At 67.9% G+C, this 25,132-nt stretch carries 21 protein-coding genes; 14 read left to right on the top strand and 7 right to left on the bottom strand.

All coding sequences use genetic code 11. The features are described 5' to 3' along the window. Positions 1–26: 26 nt before the first annotated feature. Entirely contained in the window at positions 27–752 is a 726-nt protein-coding gene (locus ACTJLF_RS09260; protein ID WP_019655203.1) for a GntR family transcriptional regulator, read from the top strand. 16 nt (positions 753–768) lie between these two features. On the opposite strand, the gene ACTJLF_RS09255 is transcribed toward ACTJLF_RS09260, so the two are convergent. After that, positions 769–1,803, bottom strand: a complete 1,035-nt coding sequence (locus tag ACTJLF_RS09255) for an alpha/beta fold hydrolase (RefSeq protein WP_019655204.1) — start codon at positions 1,801–1,803, stop codon at positions 769–771. 258 nt (positions 1,804–2,061) lie between these two features. Between ACTJLF_RS09255 and ACTJLF_RS09250 the strand changes: the two genes are divergently transcribed. From ACTJLF_RS09250 to ACTJLF_RS09230, 5 genes are all read left to right on the top strand, one after another. Further along, positions 2,062–2,922, top strand: coding sequence for a fumarylacetoacetate hydrolase family protein (locus tag ACTJLF_RS09250; RefSeq protein ID WP_019655205.1), 861 nt, complete (start codon positions 2,062–2,064; stop codon positions 2,920–2,922). A gap of 75 nt (positions 2,923–2,997) precedes the next feature. Beyond that, the gene (locus ACTJLF_RS09245; protein WP_026346438.1) at positions 2,998–3,969 is read left to right on the top strand and encodes a tripartite tricarboxylate transporter substrate binding protein; all 972 of its coding nucleotides are present in this window, start codon (positions 2,998–3,000) and stop codon (positions 3,967–3,969) included. Between the two features lie 68 nt (positions 3,970–4,037). Further along, the gene (locus tag ACTJLF_RS09240; RefSeq protein ID WP_019655207.1) at positions 4,038–4,616 is read left to right on the top strand and encodes an amino acid synthesis family protein; all 579 of its coding nucleotides are present in this window, start codon (positions 4,038–4,040) and stop codon (positions 4,614–4,616) included. Positions 4,617–4,636: 20 nt separating this feature from the next. Beyond that, positions 4,637–5,626, top strand: a complete 990-nt coding sequence (locus ACTJLF_RS09235) for a zinc-dependent alcohol dehydrogenase family protein (protein WP_026346439.1) — start codon at positions 4,637–4,639, stop codon at positions 5,624–5,626. Positions 5,627–5,664: 38 nt separating this feature from the next. After that, positions 5,665–6,225, top strand: a complete 561-nt coding sequence (locus ACTJLF_RS09230) for a VOC family protein (RefSeq protein ID WP_019655209.1) — start codon at positions 5,665–5,667, stop codon at positions 6,223–6,225. A 161-nt stretch (positions 6,226–6,386) separates the two neighbouring features. On the opposite strand, the gene ACTJLF_RS09225 is transcribed toward ACTJLF_RS09230, so the two are convergent. After that, positions 6,387–7,109: a TetR/AcrR family transcriptional regulator gene (locus tag ACTJLF_RS09225; protein ID WP_020723113.1), complete on the bottom strand. Its 723-nt coding sequence runs from the start codon at positions 7,107–7,109 to the stop codon at positions 6,387–6,389. Positions 7,110–7,247: 138 nt separating this feature from the next. On the opposite strand from ACTJLF_RS09225, the gene ACTJLF_RS09220 reads away from it, so the two are divergent. Genes ACTJLF_RS09220 through ACTJLF_RS09210 form a run of 3 tightly spaced genes read left to right on the top strand, consistent with a single transcriptional unit; the run spans position 7,248 to position 10,763 of the window. Next, the gene (locus ACTJLF_RS09220) at positions 7,248–8,267 is read left to right on the top strand and encodes a tripartite tricarboxylate transporter substrate binding protein (protein WP_157773708.1); all 1,020 of its coding nucleotides are present in this window, start codon (positions 7,248–7,250) and stop codon (positions 8,265–8,267) included. Continuing rightward, a complete protein-coding gene (locus tag ACTJLF_RS09215) occupies positions 8,267–9,040 on the top strand; it encodes a cyclase family protein (RefSeq protein ID WP_019655212.1) in 774 nt (257 codons plus the stop codon). The genes ACTJLF_RS09220 and ACTJLF_RS09215 overlap by 1 nt, the downstream gene beginning before the upstream one ends. 19 nt (positions 9,041–9,059) lie before the next feature. Further along, positions 9,060–10,763: a CocE/NonD family hydrolase gene (locus ACTJLF_RS09210; protein ID WP_440882943.1), complete on the top strand. Its 1,704-nt coding sequence runs from the start codon at positions 9,060–9,062 to the stop codon at positions 10,761–10,763. A gap of 130 nt (positions 10,764–10,893) precedes the next feature. Here ACTJLF_RS09210 and ACTJLF_RS09205 read toward each other — a convergent pair whose 3' ends face one another. The 3 genes from ACTJLF_RS09205 to ACTJLF_RS09195 form a co-directional block, all read right to left on the bottom strand. Then, the gene (locus ACTJLF_RS09205) at positions 10,894–12,102 is read right to left on the bottom strand and encodes a CaiB/BaiF CoA transferase family protein (protein ID WP_440882942.1); all 1,209 of its coding nucleotides are present in this window, start codon (positions 12,100–12,102) and stop codon (positions 10,894–10,896) included. Positions 12,103–12,175: 73 nt separating this feature from the next. Continuing rightward, the gene (locus ACTJLF_RS09200; RefSeq protein ID WP_184606796.1) at positions 12,176–13,132 is read right to left on the bottom strand and encodes a Bug family tripartite tricarboxylate transporter substrate binding protein; all 957 of its coding nucleotides are present in this window, start codon (positions 13,130–13,132) and stop codon (positions 12,176–12,178) included. Positions 13,133–13,284: 152 nt separating this feature from the next. After that, positions 13,285–14,196 (bottom strand): LysR family transcriptional regulator, encoded by a 912-nt coding sequence (locus ACTJLF_RS09195; protein WP_019655217.1) that lies wholly within the window; start codon positions 14,194–14,196, stop codon positions 13,285–13,287. 414 nt (positions 14,197–14,610) lie between these two features. On the opposite strand from ACTJLF_RS09195, the gene ACTJLF_RS09190 reads away from it, so the two are divergent. Then, the gene (locus ACTJLF_RS09190) at positions 14,611–15,975 is read left to right on the top strand and encodes a M20 metallopeptidase family protein (protein WP_440882941.1); all 1,365 of its coding nucleotides are present in this window, start codon (positions 14,611–14,613) and stop codon (positions 15,973–15,975) included. Positions 15,976–15,991: 16 nt separating this feature from the next. Here ACTJLF_RS09190 and ACTJLF_RS09185 read toward each other — a convergent pair whose 3' ends face one another. Next, positions 15,992–17,869: a LamG-like jellyroll fold domain-containing protein gene (locus ACTJLF_RS09185; RefSeq protein WP_440882940.1), complete on the bottom strand. Its 1,878-nt coding sequence runs from the start codon at positions 17,867–17,869 to the stop codon at positions 15,992–15,994. A 779-nt stretch (positions 17,870–18,648) separates the two neighbouring features. Between ACTJLF_RS09185 and ACTJLF_RS09180 the strand changes: the two genes are divergently transcribed. After that, positions 18,649–20,649, top strand: coding sequence for a phosphatase PAP2 family protein (locus tag ACTJLF_RS09180; protein WP_440882939.1), 2,001 nt, complete (start codon positions 18,649–18,651; stop codon positions 20,647–20,649). A gap of 1 nt (position 20,650) precedes the next feature. On the opposite strand, the gene ACTJLF_RS09175 is transcribed toward ACTJLF_RS09180, so the two are convergent. Beyond that, positions 20,651–22,060 carry an aminotransferase-like domain-containing protein gene (locus ACTJLF_RS09175; RefSeq protein WP_019655221.1) on the bottom strand — a complete coding sequence of 470 codons (1,410 nt, stop codon included), beginning with the start codon at positions 22,058–22,060 and terminating at the stop codon, positions 20,651–20,653. Positions 22,061–22,415: 355 nt separating this feature from the next. Here ACTJLF_RS09175 and ACTJLF_RS09170 point away from each other — a divergent pair, with 355 nt between their 5' ends. From ACTJLF_RS09170 to ACTJLF_RS09160, 3 genes are all read left to right on the top strand, one after another. Continuing rightward, the gene (locus tag ACTJLF_RS09170) at positions 22,416–22,898 is read left to right on the top strand and encodes an MSMEG_0572/Sll0783 family nitrogen starvation response protein (protein WP_019655222.1); all 483 of its coding nucleotides are present in this window, start codon (positions 22,416–22,418) and stop codon (positions 22,896–22,898) included. A gap of 145 nt (positions 22,899–23,043) precedes the next feature. After that, entirely contained in the window at positions 23,044–24,087 is a 1,044-nt protein-coding gene (locus tag ACTJLF_RS09165) for a Nit6803 family nitrilase (protein ID WP_019655223.1), read from the top strand. Further along, positions 24,050–25,132, top strand: coding sequence for an MSMEG_0568 family radical SAM protein (locus tag ACTJLF_RS09160; protein WP_126185349.1), 1,083 nt, complete (start codon positions 24,050–24,052; stop codon positions 25,130–25,132). Before ACTJLF_RS09165 ends, ACTJLF_RS09160 begins: the two co-directional genes overlap by 38 nt.

Genomic DNA, 25,132 nt, shown 5'->3' with positions numbered 1-25,132 from the left:
CTTGTCGATTTCTGGGCGGCGAGTTTATGCATAAAATCGAAAACATGTACAAAAAAGATCCGTCCCAGGAGCGGACGCTCCCGCTCGTGGACCAGGCCTTCATGCGGCTGCGCCAGGACGTGCTCTCGGGCACCTACGGCGCGGGCATGAAGCTCAAGCTCGACGAGCTGCAGACGGCCTACGGCTTCTCGAGCAGTCCCTTGCGGGAGGCGCTGAGCCGGCTGGCGCAGGAGGGGCTCATCCGTTCCGACGAGCGGCGCGGCTTCCGCGTGGCGGACATATCGCCGGAGGACCTTGCGGACATCAGCCGCATGCGTCTCATGCTCGACCTGCCGGCGCTGCGGGAGTCGATCGCGAACGGCGACGACGCATGGGAGGCGACGGTGGTCGCCGCCTTCCACCGCCTGGAGAAGATCGAGAGCCGCATCGGCGACGGCCCCGTGGTGCTCGACGACGACTGGACCCAGGTCCATTCGGCCTTCCACGCATCGCTGCTGGCCGCATGCCCTTCGGAGCGCATGCGCAACTGGAGCGCGAGCCTGTTCGACCAGGCCGAGCGCTACCGCCGCTACTCCGCGCGCTTTCGCAAGACGGCGCGGCGCAAGTCGAGCGAACACCGAAAGATCATGGACGCCACGCTGCGCCGCGATGCGGACACGGCCTGCGCGCTGCTGGAGGAGCACATCCTCAGCACGCAGCGCAACGTGATGGCGGTGCTCGGCACGGCTGCCGAGCGGGTCGGCAAGAGCTAGAGCGCCGCGGGCTTCTTCAGTTCTTCAGCCCCTGCTTCGCCAGCCACCGGTCGATCAGCGTGGCGATCTGGTCGGAGTTGCGGTCCATCATCAGCATGTGGCTGTTGCCCGTGATGCCCAGCTCCGGCAGCACGATGCGGTCGCCCGTGCCGCCGGCGCGCACCAGGTTGCCGCGGAATTTCTCCTGCTGCGCTGCGATGCGCTCCCAGAACGGGAACCTGCCGAGGTTGTCGCCCCAGACCCAGAGCATGGGCACGCCCTTGACGCGCGCGAAGTCGTAGGTGTCGGGGTCGGGTGAGCCCGAGGTCTCGACAGCCACCAGCGCCTTGACCTTCTGCGGGTACTTCAGCGCCGAGTTGAACGCGAAGTTGCCGCCCTGGCTGTGCACGACGATGACGCAGGGGCAGACCTTGTCCACATAGGCGTCGTAGGCTGCCTGCGTGGCCGCGTCGTTGGTGCCCCAGCGCGGGATCGCCTGCTTGGCGAACTGGTCGAACGCGGCCACCGGGAACTGCGTGCCCGGCAACGCGCGGCGGCTGGCGGGATCGGTGGCGTAGGAGCCGGTGTCGCCGATGCGGAACAGCTCCCATGCCTCCTTCTTCGGCCGGAAGAAGGGCTCGCTCTTGAAGATCTCCGGATAGCGCGCCCAGGACGCGCGGCCACGCTCGACCGCGTCGCTCACGTACACGTCATGGCCCGCGCGCAGGAAGAAGTCCTCCCAGCCGGGTTGGCCGTCGGGCTTCGTCTCGAAGGTGGTGCCCGCCAGTCCACCGCCGTGCCACAGCAGCAGCGGGTACCTGGCCTTGGGGTTGGCGAGCCGGGTGTAGCGCGCGTACAGCGCCTCGACCTCGAAGTCGCCATTGGGGTCGAGCTTGAGCGGCGGCGCGCCGGGCGTGAACACCAGCTCCTTGGGAGGCAGGCCCGAGAGCGTCACGGCTCGCCCTCCGACATGAAAGCTGCCCATCTCTGCCACCTGTAGCGAGGGGCTCGCGCAGCCGAACAGCGCCGCCATACCCAGGGCGGCGGCCGCGCGGAACATCGTCTTCAACATGTGTCGTCTCCGTTTGTCTGTCGTTCCTGCTTCGCAGTTTAGGAAGCCGAACCCGCGCGATGCATCGCGATTGGCGATGGCGGCGTTCTTGCCTCGCCATCGCCCGGCCATCGCTCGGCGACCGGATCCCTTCGTGGAAACCACTATGCATTTATCTGATTTTGTGCATAAAAATATCTTCGTGCATTAAGCTGTGCATCGAGACGGAGCCCGTGCCGGGTCCGTGCAACGCAACGTCCCATCCGAAAGAAGCAACGCATGAAACTGATGTCCTACTCACTCGCAGGCCGCGAAACCTGGGGCGCCGTCGTCGACGACGGCGTGGTCGAACTGGCCGGGCGCACCGGCCACGCCACGCTGGCCGACTTCATCGGCAGCCCGGAGTTCGCGCGCCGCGACGCGCTGGTCGCGGGGCTCGCCGCCGACGTGCCGCTGTCGGACGTGCGCTACCTGCCGGTGATCCCGAAGCCCGAGAAGATCGTCTGCGCGGTGCGCAACTACATGGACCACCACCAGGAGGTGCTGGCCGCCGGCATGCAGCGGGAGCTTTCCGAGCAGCCGCCGATCTTCCTGCGCGTGTGGCGTTCGCAGACGCCGCACGAAGGGCCGATCGTGCGCCCGCGGGTGTCGGAGTCGCTCGACTGGGAAGGCGAGCTGGCGGTGATCATCGGCAAGCCTGGCCGTGACATCCAGGAAGCCGAGGCCTGGAACCATGTGGCCGGCTACAGCTGCTACAACGACGCGAGCGTGCGCGAATGGCAGTTCCACGCCAAGCAGATAGCCTCGGGCAAGAACTTCGAGGCGACCGGCGGCTTCGGTCCCTGGATGGTCACGGCCGACGAGATCGCGCCGGGGCGCGAACTGAAGCTCGAGACCCGCCTCAACGGCGAGGTGGTGCAGTCGAGCCATACGGGCCACATGATCTTCTCGGTGCCGCGCCTCATCGCGTACGCCTCCACCATCTTCACTCTGGTGCCGGGCGACGTGATCGCCACCGGCACGCCGGCCGGCGTGGGCTGGAGCAAGAAGCCGCCGCGCTTCATGAAGCCCGGCGACGTGGTCGAAGTCGATATCGAAGCCGTCGGCGTTCTGCGCAACCCGGTGGTCGCGCAGGACTGACCGCCGCACCCGGGCCTTCGACCGACACGCATCGCGCGAGACGTCCGCAAAGGGCGCCGCCTCAGGAGACAAGACTTGAAACGCAGACATCTTCTCGCCGCATGCGCGGCGTCGGCCGCCGCATGGCCGGCCTTGCAGGCCTTCGCACAAGGCTACCCCGAGCGGCCCGTGAAGCTCTACCAGGGCTTCGCGCCGGGCGGCAACGCCGACGCGATCGCCAGGGCCATCGGCATCGAGATGAGCAAGACGCTCGGACAACCGGTGGTCGTGGAGGCGCAGGCGGGCGCGGGCGGCACGATCGCCGCGGCCACGGTGGCGCGCGCCAGGCCCGACGGCTACACGCTGCTGCTGGCCACCGGCGGGCACGCCGTGGCGGGCGCGCTGTACAACACGCTGCCCTACAAGACCGTGGCCGACTTCGAGGCGGTGTCCACCGTCACCTATTTCCCGTTCCTGATCGTCGTCAACGCGAATTCGAAGGCACAGGGCCTCGCCGAGATCCTCGCCACGGCGAAGGCCGCGCCGGGCACCGTCGCCTACGGCACGGCCGGCATCGGCTCGACGCACCACCTTGCGGGCGAGCTGCTCACCAAGATGGCCGGCGTGTCGATGATGCACGTGCCCTACCGGGGCGACGCCGCCTCGGTGACCGCGCTGCTGGGCGGCGAGGTGCCGTTCATCATCGCGCCGCCCACCGCGGTGCTGTCGAACATCCAGGCGGGCAAGCTGCGCGCCGTGGCGGCGACGGGCCCGCAGCGCTGGCCCGGCCTGCCGAAGGTGCCGACCGTCGCGGAGCAGGGCGTCGCGGGGTATGACGTGCGCTCCTGGGCGGGCATCCTGGCGCCGGCGGGCACGCCGCGGCCCATCGTCGACCGGCTCAATGCCGAGACGCTGCATGCGCTGCAGGCCTCTTCGGTGCGCCAGCGCCTGGAAGACATGGGCGGCGAGGCGCGCGGCAGCACGCCCGAGGAGATGAGGGCCCTCGTGGCCCGGGAGCTCGAGAAGTGGACCCAGGTGGTGGCCGACGCGAAGATTCCCCGGCAGTGAATCAACGAATGAATGAACGAACGAACCGATGAACGGACAAGCGAGATGAAGAACGAAGGAGCCGCACCATGTCACTGATCGCCCTGCGCAAGAGAAGCCTCACCGTGGAGACCGTGTTCCACGAGGGCGGCCCGCCGCCCGCGAAGCCGTTGCGCATCGCGGCCGCCTGCGCGGTGATCCGCAACCCCTACGCCGGGCGCTACGAGCCCGACCTGCTGCCCTTCATGGCGGAACTGCGAAGCCTCGGCACCTCCCTGGCCGAGGAACTCGTCGCGACGCTCGGCAAGGACAAGGTCGAGGCGTACAGCAAGGCGGCGATCGTCGGCGTCAACGGCGAGCTCGAGCACGGCGCCGTCTGGCACGAGGCGGGCGGCTGGGCGATGCGCCAGGTGCTCGGCGACCCCAAGGCGATCGTGCCGGCGGCCAAGGTCGTCGCGGCGACCGGCTATCGCCTCATGGTGCCGCTGCACTACATCCATGCGGCCTACGTGCGCAGCCACTTCAACACCTTCGAGGTGGGCATCCAGGATGCGCCCCGGCCCGACGAGATCCTCTTCGCCCTGGTGATGGCCGACGGCGGCCGCGTCCACTCGCGCCTCGGCGGCCTCGCCAAGGAGCAGGTGTCGGTGCACGACGGGCAGCGCTGAACATGGCGGGCCTTCACACCATGCGCGCCGTGCAGCTGTCCGAGACCGGCGGCCCCGAAGTCCTGCGGCTGGTCGAGCTGCCGCTGCCCGAGCCGGCGCCGGGCCAGGTGCGCGTCAGGGCCGCGGCGATCGGCGCGGGCGGGCCGGACGTGCTCATCCGCAACGGCACCTACAAGTGGATGCCGCCGCTGCCAGCCATTCCCGGCAACGAGATGGCGGGAACGGTCGATGCCGTCGGCGCGGGCGTCACCCGCTTGTCGGTGGGCGATCGCGTGCTCGTCAGCGCGCGCGAACTCGCGCAGCGCGGAGGCTGCTATGCGGAGCACATCTGCGTGAGCGAGCAGGCCCCGTTCGTTCTGCCATCGGCGCTGGGCTTCGACGACGCGGTGAGCCTGGGCAACTTCCAGCTCGCCATCGCGCTGCTGGCGAGCAACGGCAACCTGCCGGCACGGACCATCCTCGTGCCGGGTGCGGCAGGCGGTGTCGCGACCGCGCTGGCGCAGGTCGCGCGTGCGCGCGGCCTGCGCGTGATCGGCACCGCTTCGTCGCACGAGAAGCGCGCCTTCGCGCTGGAGAACGGCGTGAGCGAGGTCATCGACGGCGATCCCGCGACGCTGCCCGAGCGCGTGATGGCGCTGACCGACGGGCGCGGCGCGGACCTCGCGTTCGACCATGTCGGCGGGGCGCTCTTCATCGCGTGCCTGCGCTCGCTGGCGCCCTTCGGCATGGCGGTGTCGTACAACATCCTCTCGGGGCCGCCCGCGAGCGATGTCTTCGACGAGCTGCGCAAGCTGCTCGGCAAGAGCCTGGCGATCCGCACCTTCTCGATCCACACCGTCGACAGCGACGTCGCGCACCGCCGCGGACTCATGGAAGAAGCCATCGCCCTCATGGCGGCGGGCAAGGTGCGCGCCCCACGCGCAACCCGCATGCCGCTGGCCGAGGCGCGACGCGCGCACGAGCTGCTGGACAGCGGCGGCTCGCTCGGCAAGCTGGTCCTCGCCCCCTGAACCGGCGCGCGCTCCAACGAACACTCCCGAGGCCCATCGTGACCGCTCCCTACATTCCCAATCTCTCGCACTGCGGCATCTTCTGCCGCGACCTCGCCGTGATGAAGCGCTTCTACACCGGCGTGTTCGACATGCAGGAAACCGACCGCGGCGTCGGCGGCACCTTCCGCTACGAGCTCGTCTTCCTGAGCGGGCGGGATGACCAGCACCACCAGCTGGTGCTTGCCGGCGGCCGCGCGCCCGAAGCGCCGAGCACCGTGATGCAGCTGTCGTTCAAGGTCGCCACCATCGACCATCTGCGGGAGGCGCGCCGCCGCGCACTGTCGCTGGGCGCGACGAAGATGCGTGGCCTGAACCACGGCAACGCACTGTCGATCTACTGCATGGACCCGGAAGACAACACGGTCGAGGTCTACCTCGACACGCCGTGGTACGTGAGCCAGCCGCACGGCGATCCGCTGGACCTGGAAGATGCCGACGAGGCGATCTGGGCCCAGACCGAGCGGGTGGTGCGCTCCGACCCGAGCTTCATGCCGGCGCAGGAGTGGGCGGCGCGGTTCGCCCAGCGCAGCGAGGCATGGCGCACGGCGGGCCGCTGAAAAGACAGGCGGCCGGGGCCGAGGTGGCCTGCTCTCTCGCGTCAACTGGTGCGCCGACATGGCGCAGACGCGTCGACGAGCCGTTCGCTTCGAGTGGCGGCGCCACCCTGGCTATTGCGGCCTCGCTGCGTAGCGGGCCGCATGTGCCGATGGATGCGGCCCTATCTGGACGCAGGCGCGCGCATGCCCCCCACGATGAAGTCGACGAGCGCCGTTCGCACGGCCTGACCATCGGGCGCCGTGGCCTTGCTTCCCGAGAGGCGCTGCAGGCGGTTGGTTCTTCCCCTGTCGCTCAATGAGAGAACGACGGTGCTGACCATCAGCATGTAGCGCAGGTACATCAGCTCCATCGGGATCTCCGGCATCGCGTCGTGCAGCGCCGCGACGAACTGCTTCGCCATCGGATCGAAGTGTTTCTTGATCACGCGCTCGGTCATGGGCGACGGCGACAGGCGATGCTTGAGGATCAATTGCGCGAGCAACTGGCCCTCGGTGGCGGCATCGGGGCCGACATAAGGGTCCACGAACGTGGACACGATGTTCTCCACATCCGGCTTGCGGCCCGCCGCCTTCGCAGCCGAAATGATTTCTTCCAGGGCGCGTATGCGGCGCTTGTTGACGCGCGCGGAGAGCTCTCCGAAGACGGCCTCCGCCAGCGCTTCCGTGCCGCCGAAGTGGTAGTGGATTGCAGCGACATTGACACCGGCGTGGCTCGTCAGGGCCCTGACGGGAACGCCGTCGATGCCTTTCTCGGCATACAGCGCCAGCGCCGAATCGATGATCTTTTGCTGGGTGAGGCGATCGGGTGAGGGGGGCGGTCGTCCTGGCATGTCCACGGAGGGGAGGGAAAGAAGTCTGGTGCCGGCAGCCGCGATGCGGCGCATGGCGTCCTTGGCCGATTCTGCATCACTTCGGGACGGGAAGACATCCGATCAATCAGTCGTTTGAATCGTGCGATTGGAATTCAGTCACTGAAAAAACGACCGATTGAAACAAGCGTTTTATTTGTCTAGAATTTGCCTGTGGCCGAACCTGGCGAGCACATCGCAGCAGGCGGCGCCTCAGGAGACAAACCCATGTTGAGTAGAAGAACGGTCCTCGCCGGCGCTGCGGCCACGCTCGCGGCGCCATTGGTGAAAGCCGCAACGCCCCTGCCTGAAATGCTCAGGATCGTGATGCCGTTTCCCGCGGGAGGTGCCCTGGACGGATTGACGCGCATCTTTGCCGACACCTACCAGAAGGTGACGGGCCGCACCTGCATCGTCGACAACAGGCCCGGGGCGGCAACGACCATCGGTGCGGCCGAGGTTTCGCGCGCGAAGCCCGACGGCTCGGTCGTGCTGTGGACGACCGGCGGACATCTGACCAACGGCGTGCTGATGAAGAAGCTGCCCTACCACCCGATCGAGGGTTTCACTCCCTTGTCGATGGTCTACACGACCTACGGTTTCGCTCTGCTGCACAGGGCGACCGGGCCATTCCACTCGCTGGCCGACTTCATCGCGGCCGCGAAGAAGCAGCCGGGCAGTTTCAGCTACGCCTCGGCCGGCAACGGCAACACCACGCACGTGGTGGGGGCCCTCTTCGCGAAGCAGGCGGGCATCGAGCTGATCCACGTGCCCTACAAGGGCACACCGCTGACGGACCTGATCAGCGGTGTGGTCGATGTGTCCTTCATCGCGCCATCGTCGGTGATGCAGTACATCGACGCCGGCAAGATCAGGGCGCTCGCGATCACCGGCGCGCAGCGCGCGGATACGCTGCCCAACGTGCCCACCTTCGCGGAGCTGGGAATGCCGGACATCGACATCCCCGCATGGATCGGGATGCTTGCGCCGCCGAACATGTCGCCCGACGTGCTGGCCGCCCTGTACGCCGGCGTCTCGAAGACACTGGCAGACCCGGGCTTCAAGGCCAAGATGGTGACGTTCGGCAACCAGGTCTCGGGCATGCCGCCGCAGCAATTCAAGGCCTATCTGGAGAAGGAGTTTGCGCGCTATCAGCGCATCCTTCCTCCCCTCGGCATCGAAATGGATTCGTGATGTTCAAGAAGATCGTGGACCTTTCCATCTTCCTGGAGAACGACGTGATCTCCGATCCGCCGGCCTTCGCTCCCAGGATCCACTACATGGACCACTCGCAGAGCTTCGGCCGCCTGGCCCAGTTCTTCCCGGGGCTGAAGCCGGAGGATCTGCCCGACGGCGAGGCATGGGCGGTCGAGAAGGTCGAGCTCAGCACGCACAACGGCACGCACCTCGATGCCCCCTGGCATTTCGCCTCGACGATGAATCGCGGGGAGCCCGCGATCACCATCGACCAGGTGCCGCTCGAATGGTGCCTGCAGCCTGGCGTGAAGCTGGATTTCAGGCACTTCGAGGATGGCTACGTAGTGCAGGCCGCGGACGTCGAGGCGGAACTACGGCGCGTCGGCCACACGCTGCAGCCGCTGGAGATCGTGATGATCAACACGCGTGCCGGCAGTCGCTACGGTCGATCCGATTTCGTGCAGTCGGGTTGCGGCATGGGCTACGACGCGACCATGTATCTCCTGGAACGCGGCGTGCGTGTGACCGGCACGGACGCCTGGAGCTGGGATGCCCCTTTTCAATACACCGCAGAGCGCTACGGGCGCGACAAGAACCCGGCGGTGATATGGGAAGGCCACAAGGCGGGCCGCGACATCGGGTACTGCCATCTGGAGAAGCTGCACAACCTCGAAGCCCTGCCCGCGGACGGATTCTTCGTGTCCTGCTTCCCGGCGAAGGTCCGCGGCGGCTCGGCGGGGTGGACGCGCGCAGTGGCGCTGTTCCAATGAAAAAGGAAGAGACGGGAAAATGATCTTCGAAAAGAACGTGCCCATCCGCCTGAGCGATGGCACGGTGCTCAGGGCCAATGTGTTCAGGCCCGACGATGGTGTGCCCGCACCTGTTCTCATGACGCACGGGCCCTATGGCAAGGACGCGCATTTCGAGGATGCGTTCAAGCCGCAATGGGACGAGCTCAAGCGGTTGTACCCGGGCATCGACACCGACGGCAGTTCGGGCAGGTACCTGCGCTGGGAGGTGGCCGACCCGGAGCGCTGGATTCCGTGGGGCTATGCGATCGTGGTCGTCGACAGCCGCGGCGCCGGGGAGTCGCCCGGCAAGCTCTGGGCCTGGTCACCGCAGGAGACGGACGACTATGCCGAATGCATCGAGTGGGCCGGTACGCAGGAATGGTCGAACGGCAAGGTCGGGCTGCTGGGCATCTCCTACTACGCGATGAACCAGTGGCAGGTCGCCGCGCGCCGTCCCGCCCATCTGGCCGCCATCTGTCCGTGGGAGGGCGCCAGCGACCTGTATCGAGACGCCAGCCACCATGGAGGAATCTTCGGCAACTTCTTCTTCGAGTACTGGTTTCCCAAGCAGATCCTGTCGGTGCAGAACGGCAATTCCGGCAGCCCCTACATCGATCGGGAAACGGGTGGGACGAGCACGGGCACGGCCCTGGATGAAGACACGCTTCGCGGCAACCGTGTGGACGTGATCGAGGAGTTCCGGTCGCATCCGTTGATCGATGGCTGGTACGACGCCCGGACGGCGAAGCTCGCGGACATCGAGGTTCCGGTGCTGTCCGCCGGCAACTGGGGCGGGATGGGACTGCACCTTCGCGGCAACGTGCAGGGCTTCATGGGCGCCGGCTCGCGGCAGAAGTGGCTGCAGATGCATGGCGGGACGCACTGGGAGTCGTTCTACCTGCCCGAGTACGTGCAGCTGCAGAAGCGCTTCTTCGACAGGTTCCTCAAAGGCGAGTCCAACGGCTGGGACGCGCAACCGCCCGTGATGCTGGAGGTGCGCCATCCCGACCGGTTCGAGCAGCGATCCGAACACGAATGGCCCATCGCCCGCACGCAGTGGACGCGCATGTACCTCGACGCGGGACGCCGCGCCTTGGCGCCCGAACCGCTCGGTGCCATCGCTTTTGCTACTTACCGGGCGCCGGGGCGTGGCGTGGAGTTCCTGAGTGCGCCCATGGAGGCGCAGACGGAATTCACGGGACCTGTCGCGCTGGTGCTGTGGGTTCGGTCCAGCACGGAGGACATGGATCTCTTCGTCACCCTGCGTGCCTACGACCCGGAGGGCAGGGAAGTGCTCTTCCGGGGAGCGACCGATCCGCAGGTGCCGATCACGCAGGGGTGGCTGAGAGCTTCGCATCGCAAGACGGACCCCCGACGCTCGCGGCCGGGGCAGCCATTCCACACGCACACGGAGGTCGAGCCGCTCAAACCGGGCGAGGACTATCGACTGGAGATCGAGGTCTGGCCCACTTCCATCGTGTTGCCGCGCGGGTACCGCCTGGCGCTCAGGATCGATGCGCAGGACTTCGAGCGCGAAGGCGCGGCAGGTCCGCGCAAGGGGTCCGGCCCATTCCTGCATACCGATCCGCAGGACCGACGGCTGGACGTCATCGGGGGCGAGAACACCATCCTCGCCGGCGGACGCTACGACTCGCACCTGCTGCTGCCCCTGATTCCACCCGCAGGGCATCGCCGAGGCTGAGCCTCGGGCCGGGGACGGTCGAGCGCGACGACGAGGCCCTTGTCGGCCTGGCTGACGGGACGGCGCGCCGCGGCGGGCTTTCGGCTGAACGACAAAGGGGGCGGGCGCGCACCGCCGATGCGATGCCGCGCTAGCGGACGACCTTCTTCTCGCCGAGCGCCTGCAGCCGCTCGCGGGTCATGCCCAGCAGCTCGCCGAGCACCTCGGCCGTGTGTTCGCCCAGGTGCGGCGGCGGGTGTCGAACGCCGGCGCGCGTGCCGTCGATGACGTAGGGCGGCGCATGCACGGCCTGCGTGCCCGCTTCCGCGTCCTCGAACTCGTGCCAGACCTGGGCCTGACGCGTGCGCGGCGACTGCAGGGCCTCGTAGAGACCCAGCACCTCGCCGCAGGGAATGCCCGCGCGCTCCATCCGTTCGATGAGGTCGGCCCTCGCGTGCTTGCGGATCTGCGCGAGCAGGAGCGGCAGGAGCTCGCCGCGGTTCTTCGAGCGTTCGGTGTTCTTCTCGAAGCGGGGGTCGAGCGGCAGCTCGGGGCAGAAGATCACTTCCTCGCAGAACTTGCGGAACTGGCTGTTGTTGCCCACCGCGATCACCACCGGCCCGTCCGCGGCGTCGAACACGCCATACGGAACGATCGAGGGATGCGAGTTGCCGAACTTGGCCGGATCGCGCTTGTTCAGCCAGGCGGTCAGGCCGTAGTAGGACGTGATCATCATGCCGCTGTCGTACAGCGACATCTGGATGTGGCGTCCCTCGCCGGTGCGCGTGCGCGCGTACAGCACCGCCAGGATCGCCTGCGCTGCGTACATGCCGGTGAACATGTCGACCGCGGCGACGCCGAACTTCAGCGGCCCCTGGCCTTCCTCGCCGTTCATCGCCATCAGCCCGGTCTCACCCTGGATCACGAGGTCGTAGCCGGGGCGGGCCTTCTCGGGGCCAAGCACCGGGTAGCCCGAGATCGAGCAGTAGACGATCGCCGGGTTGACCTTCTTCATGTCGTCGTAGCCCAGGCCCATCTTCTGCGCGCCGCCGTACTTGAAGTTCTGGATCACCACGTCGCATTTCGCGGCCAGCTCGCGCACGAGGTCGCGGCCTTCCTCGGCCTGCAGGTCGACGCAGATCGAGCGCTTGTTGCGGTTGCAGCTGTTGAAGTAGGAGGTGTTGTGGCTGCCGATGCGCACGCCCCAGTCGCGCGTGTCGTCGCCGCGCTCGGGATGCTCCACCTTGATGACCTCGGCGCCGAGGTCCGCCAGCGCCATCGCGCACAGCGGCCCGGCCATGACGCGGGAGAGATCCAGGACGCGGACACCGGTCAGCGGCAGCGGAGAGGGGTGGTTCATGCGGGGCGGGAGATTCGGGGAAGGAAGAACGAAGGGCGCGGGCAACGCGCCGCGCCCTTCCGGGAGACGTCGATCAGTTCGACTGCTTGGGCAGGTTCAGGCTCTGCAGCACCGGCAGCCAGCGGTCCGACTCGGCCTTGACGAACCTGTCGAGGTCCTCGGGGCTGCCGCCGCGCGGCTCCATGCCGATGGCGCGGGCGCGCGTCACGAAGTCGGGGTCGGCGATCACCTGGTTGACGGCCTTGTTGAGCCGCTCGATCGCCGCCTTCGGCGTGCCCGCAGGCACCGACAGCGAATACCACAGCGTGGCCTCCATGTCGTAGCCCTGCTCCTTGAAGGTGGGGGCATCGGGCACCTGGGGCAGGCGCTTGCCGTCCATCACGCCGAGCACGCGCAGCTTGCCGGCTTTCACGTAGGGCAGCGCCCCGGTGATGGAGGTGCCGTGGATGTCGATCTGGCTGCCGAGCAGCGCCTGCAGCGCGGGGGCGTCGCCGTTGAACGGGATGTGGGTGGTGCTGAAGCCCTGGGCCTTCTCGAAGGCAGTGGGCGCCAGGTTGGTGAGGATGGCCGCGCCCGGTGAGGCGCGGTTGATCTTGCCCGGATTCTGCCTGGCGTAGGCGACCATCTCCTTGATGTTCTTGTAGGGCAGGTCGGTGCGCCCGACGATGATGGCCGGCTGGTAGGCGATCTGCGTGACCGATGCGAAGTCCTTCGCCGGGTCGTAGGGCAGCTTGTCGTAGAGCACGCTGTTGCTCGCCAGCGTGCCCAGCGAGGAGACGAGCACGGTGTGCCCGTCGGGCCTGGCGCGCGCGACGTAGTCGGCCGCGAGGATGCCGCTGGCGCCGGGCTTGTTCTCGATGATGACGTTCAGCCCCTGCTTGTTGAGTTCCTGCGCGAGGATGCGGCAGTACTGGTCGGTGCCGCCGCCGGCGGCGAAGGGCACGACGATGCGCGTGACTTGCTGCGCGAAGGCGCTGCCGAGCGTGCTCGCGCCGATCGCCAGCCCCACGATGATGTTGCGGAAGCTCACTTTGTCTCCTGGTTCTGGTCCCCATTGGACTCGCGGACCAGTCTAGATGGCGGGCGGCGAGGCAGCGCTGCAGGGTGTGAAAAGCAGCTTTGCACGCGGCGTCGCGATGCCGCCTGGAATGGGCGGCGCCAGGCGCCGGGTGCCGACAGGCGCTAGCGCTGCCCTTCGTCCTTCAGCGCCTCGGCCACGAAGTCGACGAAGGCGCGCACCTTCAGCGGCAGGGTGCGGTTCTGGCGGAAGACGGCGAAGATGCCGTTGGAGTAGGCCCGCACCGCGAAGCGGTAGTCCGGCAGCAGCCGCACCAGCGCGCCCGAACGCAGGTCGCCGCGCACAGTGGCTTCCGACAGCAGCGCGATGCCCATGCCGCCGATCGCGGCCAGGCGCAGCAGTTCGCCGTTGTTGGCGCTGAGCACGCCCTGGATCGGGATCTCCTGCTGCTCGCCGGCTTCGTCGAGGTACTTCCAGATGGTGGCCTCGCGCTCGCGCTTGTAGGTCAGGCAGCGAACGTTCGGCAGGTCGGTGGGGTGCTTGATGCGCGAGTACGTCTTCACGAAGGCGGGGCTGGCCACCAGCACCTCGTCGCTGGACAGCAGCCGCTTGATCACGAAGCCGGAGTCGTTCGACTCGCCGGTGCGGATGTCGACGTCGAAGTCGTGCTCCACCAGGTTGACCGGGTGTTCCGAGAGCTCGATCTCCACCTGGATGTCCGGATAGAGCTGCGCGAATCGCGGCAGCAGCGGCGCCACCACCCGCAGCCCGATGTGGGTGCGCGAGTGCACCCGCAGCCGGCCCTCGGGCCGCTGGCGGGCGTCGCGTGCGGCCTGCTCGGCCTCGGCCATCGATTCGAGCACGACCTCGGCGCGCTCCAGGAAGGCCTGGCCTGCCTCGGTCATCCGCAGGTTGCGGCTGGTGCGGTCCACCAGCTGCACGCCCAGTTCCTCCTCGAGCGCGCTGATGCGCCGCGAGATGGTGGCCGGCGAGAGGCTGAGGCTGCGCGCCGCAGCCGAGAGGCTGCCCTTCCTCTGGGTGGTGACGAAGATGCGCAGCGAGTCGAGGGCCTTCATTTCAAGAGATGCAAACAAGCTGTGCGCACATTGCCGATCCGCATCCGGCTGCGCCTTCTACGATGCGTGCCCGCAGGCACCGGGAGCACGGTCGGCATAGTCAACGGACTTCGGAATCTTCACTCTGATGCAGCAGCGGAACAAGCATGAAAACCTCCAGCAGCGAGCCGGTCGGGGCGCCAGCGCGGGCGGGAGTATCCGTCGGGCTGCCTGCATTGTCGTCGCAGCGCTGCGTGCACCCGCAGGCGCGTACAGACGCAGGCGGTCGATCGCCCAGGCGCGTTCGCCGCGATGAAGCCGGCGCGTCTCCTCGGTGACTCTGCACAGGAGCCCGGCACGAAGCGGATCTCCACCGGGCGATAGATTCGGCAAGGTGCCATCCAGCCCAACCACCCAGCAACTCTCGCAATCACCATGAAGCTTCGACACCACGCTTGCGCATTCCTCCTTGCAGCCGCCTTCGCCGGTGCGCATGCGCAGGGCGCGGCACCCGTCACGCCTGCCGCTTCCGCCTCGCTGCTCGCACAGGCGCTGGCCCTGTCCGACGGCGTGCAGCCGCAGGTGGTCGAATGGCGCCGGCACATCCATCAGAACCCCGAACTCGCGTACCAGGAGACCGGCACCGCGAAGTACATCGCCCAGGCCCTTGCCGGCATGCCCGGCGTGGAGATCAGGACCGGCATCGCAGGCACGGGCATCAAGGCCGTGCTGCGCGGCGCACTGCCCGGTCCGGTGGTGGCGCTGCGGGCGGACATGGACGCCCTGCCCGTGGAGGAGCGCAACGACCTGCCTTTCCGGTCCTCGGCAAAGGGCGACTGGCTCGGCAAGCAGGTTCCGGTGTCGCACGTCTGCGGCCACGACACGCACGTCGCCATGCTGCTGGGCGCGGCCAGGGTGCTGTCCTCGCTGCGCGGGCAGCTGACCGGCACGGTGGTCTTCATCTTCCAGCCGGCCGAGGAGATCGGCCCCGGCCTGGGCAAGTCCAGCGGAGCCATGGCCATGGTGCGCGAGGGCGTGCTCGACAACCCGAAGGTCGACGTGGTGCTCGGACAGCACATCAGCAACCAGGCGCCCGCCGGCGCGATCCGCTACAGGCCGGGTCCGATGCTGGCCAGCATCGACGTGTTCAACATCAAGTTCAAGGGCGTCGGCGGCCACGGCGCCGCGCCGTGGGCCTCGAACACGCCCATGCTCGCCGCGGCGGAGACCGTGCTCGGCCTGCAGAACATCGTGAGCCACCGGCTCAACCCCACCATCGACGGTGGGCCGACCATCGTGACCACGGGCATGCTGCAAAGCGGCAACCGCTTCAACGTGCTGCCCGAGACGGCCGAGATCTCCGGCACGATCCGCGCGCTTTCGGCGACGAACCAGAAGATCGCGCAAGAGGAGATCCGCCGCCGCGCCACCGGCATCGCGGCGAGCTACGGCGTGCAGGCCGAGGTCAAGATCGACAGCGGCGATGGCTACGAGGTGCTCGTGAACGACCCGCAGGCCACGCTCTCGCTGGTGGGCGCCTTCGGCGCCGCCGCCGGCGGTGCCTCGAAGGTGAGCCAGATGCCCGCCTCCATGGGGTCGGAAGACTTCGGCGCATTCGGCTCGACCGGCGTGCCGGTGGTGTTCTGGATGCTCAACGCCTCGCCGATGGGCGACAAGGACGGTCCGGTGAACCACTCGCCGCTGTTCCAGGTGGACGAGTCGGCGATGCGCGTGGGCGTGCGCGCGCTGGCCGCGGCCACGCTGTCGCAGCTGGCCAGCGCGAAGTCCGCGGGCCGCTGAGGACCCGCGTCAAGTTTCAGGCGGCGCGCGCCGTCAGCCACTTGTCGGAGCTCAGCGGTGCGCCGACGATGCGGATCTCGCCGATGCTGCCGAGGAAGCCGGTGGACATGTCGCCGGCCCACTGGGCGCAACCGATCGCGACCTGCTGCGTCGCCGACACGAACTGGATGCCCTTCATGTTCGTGTTGTTGCGCAGCACGGGCGCGCCCTCGACGTACATCGTCGTCGCGTAGGACTTCGAGGGCTCGTTGACGATGGCGACGTGCAGCCACTGCCCGGCGGACACGCCGCCCGACCAGCAGGGCAGGCTGGTCGCCTGGCCCACCGGAACGATCTCCCACTGGAACTCCATCAGGTTCGAGAAGGCGAACATCAGGGCGCAGTCGCCGTCGCCCGAACCGAAGCCCGGCAGGTTCGACTGTGCGCCCAGGCGGTACATGATGCCCATCCAGCCGTTCCTGGTGGCGTCGAAGCCCGGGTCGATGTAGACGAATGCCTCGATCGTGTAGCCGTTCTGGAAGGTCTCGACGTTCAGCGCCGAGTTCTGGTCCGTCGTGAAGTAGGAGAACCTCGCCTTCACGGCGCCGACGGCATTCGTCGCGTTCAGGAAGCGCAGGCTTCCCGGTGCGGCCGACAGCGGATGATGGCTCTTCGACCAGACCAGGTCGCCCGACTGCCCCGCCCAGGTGTTGACCGAGATCGGGTTCTTGCCGCCGGGCGCGCTGTCCTGGATCTGCTGCCCGGGCTGGTAGGGAAAGAGATCGCCCTCCGCGGCCGATGCGTTGAAGAAGCGCCAGTGCGCGAGCGTGTTGTCGACCTTGGGGTAGTCGTCGGGGCTCTTGGGCAGCGCGGCCGCCTTCTGCGGCGGCTGGCTGAAGTTCGTCAGGATGAGCTTCCTGGCCGCGTCGGTCAGGCTGCTGTCCGAGGAGCCGGCGGGCACGGAGAAGCCGGGGTTGAAGGAGGCGAAGCGCTGGACGAAGTCGATGTTCAGCGTGAACGACTGGTTCGAATCCGACAGCCATGCGGCGTCGAACTCGTTGAGCATCGCGGCCGGCTTCAGCGGCACCCAGGGCGAGAACGAGCTCGCGACGATCTTCTTGTTCGTCAGGTCGAACTCGAACATGCGCATGAGGCCGTTGCCGCCCATGTAGGCCATCTGGTAGTCCACCACCATCAGGTGCACGTCGTTGCCGCGCGAGTTCTTCTTGGTGCTGACGCACGAGCCGTGGTAGTGGCCGCTGACCGCCATGAAGATCTGGTCGTTGTCCTTGATCAGCTTGTCCCACAGGTAGTTGGAGTAGGCGGTGTCGGCGGCCGTCTTGCCGTCGCTGCCGATGCCCACCAGCTGGTGGTTGACCAGGATCACGGGGATCGTCCTGTTGGCCTGGATCACCTTGTTGGCCCAGGCGATCGCGTCGTCGGACGCGCGCCACGACATCGAGAGCACGAGGAACTTGTTTCCCTCGGCCTGGAAGACGTGGTACTCGTGGAAGCCCGAGGAATGCCTGCCGCCGAAGGTCGCCTGCCGCTGCGCGCGCTCCGGCGGGAAGACCTTGAGGTACGGCTCCAGCAGACCGACGCGGTGGCTGCCGCCGTCCTGGTAGCCGTCGTCGTTGGCGAATCCGGTGACGCCCACGCCCCAGTCGGGGCCCCACTGCATGTCCGAGTTGATGGCCCCGACGTCATGGTTGCCTGCGCAGATCGAATAGGGGCACTTGGCGGCCTCGAGCACCTGCATGGCCTGGCTTGCGAGCTCCCATTCCTTCGTGACCTGCCCGTTGCTGAGCTGGCCATTGCCCACGAGGTCGGTGGTGGGGCTCCACGGTGCCGAGTTTTCAGCCGTGTAGTACCACGACTGGTCGACGATATCGCCCAGGTGGATCGTGAACGGCATTTTCAGCTGGCTGGCATTCTGCGCGATCCATTGCGTCTGGGATTTGAATGGATTGTCGAATTTCGGGTCGATGCCGGCATACAGCTTCTGATAAAGCCCGTGCATCTTTTCCGAGGCGTATCGCGGATAGAACTGGGTGTCCGGCAGCACCGAAATCGTGAAGCTCGAGATTTTCTGTGCCGGAGTTCCCGGTGCCGCGGGCGGCGGTGCGCTGGCGGGCGTGCTGCCCGTACCCGTCGCGGGAAATGGGAAAGCGGCTGCGCCGCCGCTATTGCCTCCGCCACCGCAACCGGGCAGCGCAGCCGCGGCCACGCCAGTGACGGAGCCAGCCAGCATCAGCTTCAGCAATTCGCGGCGTCTGTTTTCCGGCACGCGAGCCAATTGATCGAGATATGAGCCTTCCCTGTCGGGAAATGAATTTTTGGACATGGTAATTGAATTCGGAATGGATCAAATTCTTTTTCCGGCATTTGCAAATTCCGGATGACGCAGACTTTATGTGGCGAATATGATGATTCCGTGAATTGATTGCCGCGGAAATCAAGGTATTTGGGCTCGATTGACTCAATATTCCATGCAATCGGCAAATCGCATTGAGCGCCAATTAGGATGCCAATCTGACCTGCGCCTGACCCGTGGAAAAGCCCGTCAATTCGGCTGTGCAATGCAGCGGAATTCGCGGCGATTCACAAGGATGACTTCTTGCATCCCTAGATTCCCGGGGCCGCGGCGGCTGTTTGTGCAGCGCCGCGTCTTCTTTTTCCTCCCTTCTTTTCTTCATGCCCCATCTGCTTTCCCCCGTCCGTCCCTTCGCCATCACCCTCGTCGCAGCCCTGTGCCTCTCGGCCTGCGGCGGTGGCGGCGGGGGAGGCGGCTTCTCGTTCCCGATCGCCGGCACGCCGCCCGCCACGGCCAACCCGCCCGCAGTGGCCGTCGCCGGCCCGCCGAAGGACCTGGGCTTCACCGACACCGCGCCCGTGCCCGATGCGGTCGCGGTCCCGCCCTTCGTCGACAACGTGGCGACCAACCAGCGCGGCGATGCGCGCTTCGCGACCAAGGAAACCAATGCCGGCGTGCGCGTGGTGGCGGGCTTCCTCGACTTCTGGCAGCCCAGCACGCTGCTGGTGGACGCGGGCGTCTCGGCACCCGCGCAGGGCAGCTTCCCGGCCGTGACCGCATCCACCTGGAGCGGCATCCCCGGCGATGCCACCGATGGCAAGATGCTCAACACCAACGTGCTGAACCGCAACATCCAGTACGTCGTCGACGCCACCAACGCGCGCACCCCTGCGCAGGAACTGGCCGCCTACCTGGACGACCGCCGCGGCAAGGGCTACAGCATCAGCGACGGCATGGGCCCGCTCACGACCGCCTGGCGCGCGGCCACGCAGCAGGTCACGACGATCACGGGCATCGCGGCGGACGCCACCACGGTGCTCTACAGCGACGGCGGCAACGACGTCGGCGTGGGCGGTTCCGCCAACCCGGGCTTCGGCACGGTGGTCGACCTGCTCAAGAACATCGGCGAGAACGGCTCCACCGAGCCCGCCAAGCGCTTCTACAAGTACGCGCGGCCCTGGCGCTGGAGCAGCAGCGTGAAGGTGGTGCCCGCGCTGGAGCCCGCCAAGAACCCCACGCCTGCCATCGACGGCGGCTTCATCAGCGGCCACACGGCAGAGGCGGTGCGCGACTCCATCGCCTCCGCCTACGTCGTGCCTCAGCGCTTCCAGGAGATGGTGGCGCGCGGCCTCGAGCTCGGGGAGAACCGCATCCTCGCGGGCATGCATTCGCCGCTGGACGTGGTCGGCGGGCGCGTGCACGGGCAGGCCGTGGCCGCCGCGAGCCTGGCCACCGGCGCCAACGCAGCGCGCAAGGCCGCAGCCTTTGCCCAGGCGCAGAGCGTGCTGATGGCCGCCGTGGGCGCGAGCGATGCCGTCGCCTTCAACGACTTCGCCCATTCGCAGGGCACCACCGCCGACCGCTTCGCGGACCATGCCGCGAGCAAGGCCGACTACCTGCGCCGGCTGACCTTCGGCTTCAAGCCGGTGGGCGACACCACCAGGCCTGCGGTCGTGCCCAAGGGTGCCGAGGTGCTGCTCGAAACGCGCCTGCCCTACCTCGACGCGATGCAGCGCCGCGTGGTGCTCAAGACCACGGCCGTGCAATCGGGCTATCCGGTGATGGACGACCCCGAGGGCTGGGGCCGGCTGAACCTGTTCGATGCGGCCGACGGTTACGGCGCCTTCAACGGCGACGTGGTCGTGACCATGGATGCCGGCCGAGGCGGCTTCAATGCGCTCGACAGCTGGCGCAACAACATCGCCGGCTCCGGCAAGCTGACCAAGAAGGGCAGCGGCGCGCTGGCGCTCGGAGGCAGCAACAGCTACGCGGGCGGCACGCAACTCTCCGAAGGCACGCTGCGGGCCGACTCCGCCGCCGCCTTCGGCACGGGCAACGTCTACGTGGGCGGCGGCACGCTGGTGTGCAACGCGTCCTCGATGGTCACCATGGCCGGTGCCTACACGCAGGTGGCCGGCACCACGCTGCAGCTGAACCTGGGCGCCAACGGCGCCGGCCGGCTGAACGTGGCCGGTGTCGCCGCCGTGGATGGCACGCTGAACCTGAGCTTCAAGCCGGGCTTCGCACCCAGCGCCGGCGACACGCTCACGCTCATCAGCAGCGGCACCCTGACGGGCCGGTTCTCGGCGATCAACGCGCCGGGCTTCAAGGTCACGCCGACCTACACCGGCACCCAGCTCATCGTGCGCTTCGACGCGTGAGTCACCGGCCGCCGCCGCGATCCCCCAGGGTCGCGTGCGGATGCAGCGGATGCGCCAGCGTGTCCGCGATCAGCCGCAGCGCCTGGTCGCACTGCTCGCGGGTCATCGGGCCGCCCAGGCAGATGCGCACTGCGTCGGGCGGATCGCCGTCGGTGGAGAAGGCGGCGCTCGCGACCACGCCGACGTTCTGCGTGCGCAGGTAGGACGCGAACTCCACCGGGCTCCAGCCGGGCGTGAGCGGCAGCCACGCATGGAAGCCTTCGGGATGCGCCTGCAGGCCGCTGTCGCCCAGGTGGCGTGCAGCCAGCACCTGCCGGGCCGCCGATTCGGCGCGCACCGCCTGCAGCATCTCGTCAGCGGTGCCGTCTTCGACCCACAGCGTCGTGAGCGCGTTGGTGATCGGGGAGGCCATCACGGTGGTCGCGCGCATCGCACCTGCCAGCCGCTGCGACTGCACCACCGTCGGCGAGCACACGTAGGCGCTGCGCAGCCCCGCGCCGAAGCACTTGGAGAAGCCGCTCACGTAGTAGGTGAGCCCCGGCGCGAGCGTGGCCAGCGACGCGGGCGTCTGCCGCGGCAGCATGCCGTAGGCGTCGTCCTCGATGATCGGCACCGCGTAGCGCAGCGCCACGTCGGCCAGCGCCTCGCGCCGCGCGCGCGACACGGTGGCCGAGGTCGGGTTCAGCAGGGTGGGGTTGCAGTACAGCGCCTTGGGCTTGAGCGTCTTGCAGGCGTGCTCGAAGGCATCGGCGATGGGGCCGTCGTCGTCCATCTGCAGCGCATGCAGCTGCACGCCGAGCTGCGCCGCGATGGCCTTCACGCCGGGGTAGGTGAGCGACTCCACGCAGACCAGCTCGCCGGGCCGTGCGAGCTGCGAGAACAGCGCGGTCAGCACGCCGTGGATGCCGGGGCACACCAGGATGCGATCGACGCTGGCGTCGGGCACGAAAGGCCGCAGCCAGTGCATCGCGGCAGCGCGGTCGTGCGCGGTGCCGCCGAAGTCCTGGTAGCGCAGCAGGTCGTGGAAATCGACCTGCGCGAAGGCGCGGCTGGCGCTGTCGTGCAGGCGTGCCATCAGGTGCTCGTCGTCGGGCTCGGGCGGCATGTTCATCGTCATCTCGGCGCCGCTGCCACCGCGCAGCCGCAGGCTCGGGCTGCCCGAGCGGATGAAGGTGCCGGTGCCCGCGCGCGAATCGATCAGCCCGCGCTTGCGCGCCTCGGCATAGCCGCGCGCCACCGTTGTGTAGTTGAGGTCGAGGTCCGCCGCCAGCTCGCGCAGCGTGGGCAGGCGGTCCCGCACGCCCAGGCGGCCGGTCTTGATGTCGTCGGCGATCAGGTCGGCCAGCAGCAGATAGGCCGGGCGGGCGGTGTTGCGCAGCTGCTTGCGCCAGTGGGCGGTGATGGTGGTCATCGGGCGTGTTCCGGCGGAGTTGATTGCATCCATTGATTGCATCTGGCCACCGATCAACATGCAGGAACCGCGCCCGCGCCAGAGGGGGCGAATGCTTCGATCAGGTGCGATCAACCCCATTGATCGGGTGCATTGATCGCATGCGGTGTGCGTCGTCGCGGTGCGGAAATGGCCGCCCCGGCCTGCTTCGTCGGTGCCTTTGCAGGCCCTGAAAAAAATTTTGCGCTCGCGCACGCCGCGCTGCTTCGCGTTGATCGCGCATTGATCGCACGAGCCCGGCCGGCCGCTGGCACAACGCCTGCGAAGAAGAAGGCACGCAACACCTGCGTACCCCTTCACCCAACCGGAGTACCCCATGCCCAAAGTCACCCGCCCCCGCAACGAAAAAGGCGAGTTCCTCGTCGACTACGAAGAGAAGGTGTTCGAAGACGTCAAGGCCGAGCCCGGAGAGAAGGCGCTCGTCACCTTCCACACGGTGGCCTTCGAAGGCTCCATCGGCTTCGTGAACCTGCTGCAGGCCACGCGGCTCAAGCGCAAGGGCTACGACACGTCGGTGCTGCTGTACGGCCCCGGCGTGACGCTGGGCGTGCAGCGCGGCTTTCCGACGCTGGGCGACGAGGCCTTCCCGGGCCACCAGAACTTCAACAAGCAGATCGCCAAGTTCATCGAGGAGGGCGGCAAGGTCTACGCCTGCCGCTTCGCGCTGCAGGCGCTGTACGGCCATGGCGAGGGCGCGCTGATAGAGGGCATCAAGCCGATCAACCCGCTGGACGTGCTCGACCTCGTGCTGCTGCACAAGAAGGCCGGCGCCGTGGTCATCGACACCTGGACGCTGTGAACATGTCTTCCCCCAGTCTTCGCGCACTTCGTGTCGCTTCGCCAACCCCCTCACCGGGGGCAACACCGGCAGCCCGGCAAAGCCGGTTCTGCGGCGTTCCCCGAATTGGCTTCGCTTCGCTTGCCGCTGCGGACGGGGGACGACCATGAGCTCTTCACCCCGCATCGTGCGTGCCGCGGCGATCCAGATCGCGCCCGACTTCGAACGGCCGGACGGCACGCTGGAGCGCGTGTGCAGCGCCATCGACGCGGCCGCCGCGAAGGGCGCGCAGATCGCGGTCTTTCCCGAGACCTTCGTGCCCTACTACCCCTACTTCAGCTTCGTGCTGCCGCCGGTGCAGCAGGGCGCGCCGCACCTGCAGCTGGCCGAGCGCGCGGTGGTGGTGCCCGGCCCCGTCACGCAGGCGGTGGCCGAACGGGCAAGGGCGCGCAGCATGGTGGTGGTGCTCGGCGTGAACGAGCGCGACCACGGCAGCCTCTACAACACGCAGCTGGTGTTCGACGCCGACGGCACGCTGGTGCTCAAGCGCCGCAAGATCACGCCCACGTACCACGAGCGCATGGTCTGGGGCATGGGTGACGGCGCCGGCCTCAAGGTGGTCGACACCGCGGTCGGCCGCGTGGGCGCGCTGGCCTGCTGGGAGCACTACAACCCGCTCGCGCGTTACAGCCTGATGGCGCAGCACGAGCAGATCCATTGCGCGCAGTTCCCCGGCTCGCTGGTCGGCCCGATCTTCGCGGAGCAGATGGAAGTGACCATCCGCCACCACGCGCTGGAGTCGGGCTGCTTCGTGGTCAACGCCACCGGCTGGCTCACCGACGAGCAGATCCGCTCGGTCACGCCCGACGCCAACCTGCAGAAGGCGCTGCGCGGCGGCTGCCATACCGCCATCGTCTCGCCCGAGGGCAAGCACCTCGCGCCGCCGCTCACCGAGGGCGAGGGCATGGTGGTGGCCGACCTCGACATGGCGCTCATCGCCAAGCGCAAGCGAATGATGGATTCGGTCGGCCACTACGCGCGGCCGGAGCTGCTCTCGCTCGCCATCAACGACCGGCCGGCGCAGACCACCGTGCCGATGGATCGCACGCAACCCCACGTTCAACGGAGTGCAGAACATGACCACGACGACACAGCAAGACAGCCGGCAGCTGATGACCGAGCTCCAGTCCTTCGGGTTGCGGCTGGCTGACCCTTCGGCCGGCGTATCGAGCCGCCGCGGCGGCGCGGGCCCTTCGGACCACAAGGCCGTGACGGTGGATGGCCACACGATCATGGTGCCGGTCCACACCTCCACCGCCTGGCACTCGCCCTTCACCGCCGAGGCGCCCGACGCCGCGGGCGTGAGCCGCGTGATGCGCGGCAGCATTCCGATCGCGAGCATCAGCTTTCCGAAGCAGCCGCGCTTCTACGCGATGCAGACCTTCGACGGCGTGCCGTATTCGCACATCGCCACGCTGCACGGCAGCGACGTGCTGGCCACCACCGTGCTGCAGACCTGCATCCGCTACGAGAGCCGCAGGAAGAGCTGCAAGTTCTGCGCGATCGGCCAGTCGCTCGCGGCCGGGCGCACCGTCGCGCGCAAGACGCCCGAGCAGCTCGCCGAGGTGGCGCGCGCCGCCGTGCTGCTCGACGGCGTCAAGCACATGGTGATGACCACCGGCACGCCCAATGCCACCGACCGCGGCGCGGCCGTGCTGTGCGAGAGCGCCTTCGCGATCAAGGCCGCGGTCGACATCCCGATCCAGGGCCAGTGCGAGCCGCCCGACGACGACCAGTGGTTCCATCGCATGAAGGCCGCGGGCATCGACACCCTGGGCATGCACCTGGAGGTGGTCACGCCCGAGGTGCGCGAGCGCATCATGCCGGGCAAGGCGAGCGTGCCCGTCTCGCGCTACATGAGCGCCTTCGAGGCGGCCGTGGGCGTGTTTGGGCGCGGACAGGTCAGCACCTACATCCTGGCCGGCCTGGGCGACACGCGCGAGGCCATCCTCGACACCTGCGACCAGCTGCTGGCGCGCGGCGTTTATCCCTTCGTCGTGCCCTTCGTGCCGATCAGCGGCACACCGCTGGAAGACCACCCCGCACCCACGCCCGAGTTCATGAAGTCGCTGCTCGCGCCGCTGGGCGAGCGCGTGGTGGCGGCCGGCCTGCGCTCGGCCGACATCAAGGCCGGCTGCGGCAAATGCGGCGCGTGTTCGTCGCTCTCCATCTACGAAAAAGAAGGCGGGAGCTGA

Origin of the sequence: Variovorax sp. 22077 (assembly GCF_052044195.1) — a bacterium.
In the GTDB taxonomy this organism is placed as follows: Bacteria; Pseudomonadota; Gammaproteobacteria; order Burkholderiales; family Burkholderiaceae_C; genus Variovorax; species Variovorax atrisoli.
Note: the sequence above shows the minus strand (reverse complement) of the source record. Positions and strands in the feature narration are given on the sequence as shown.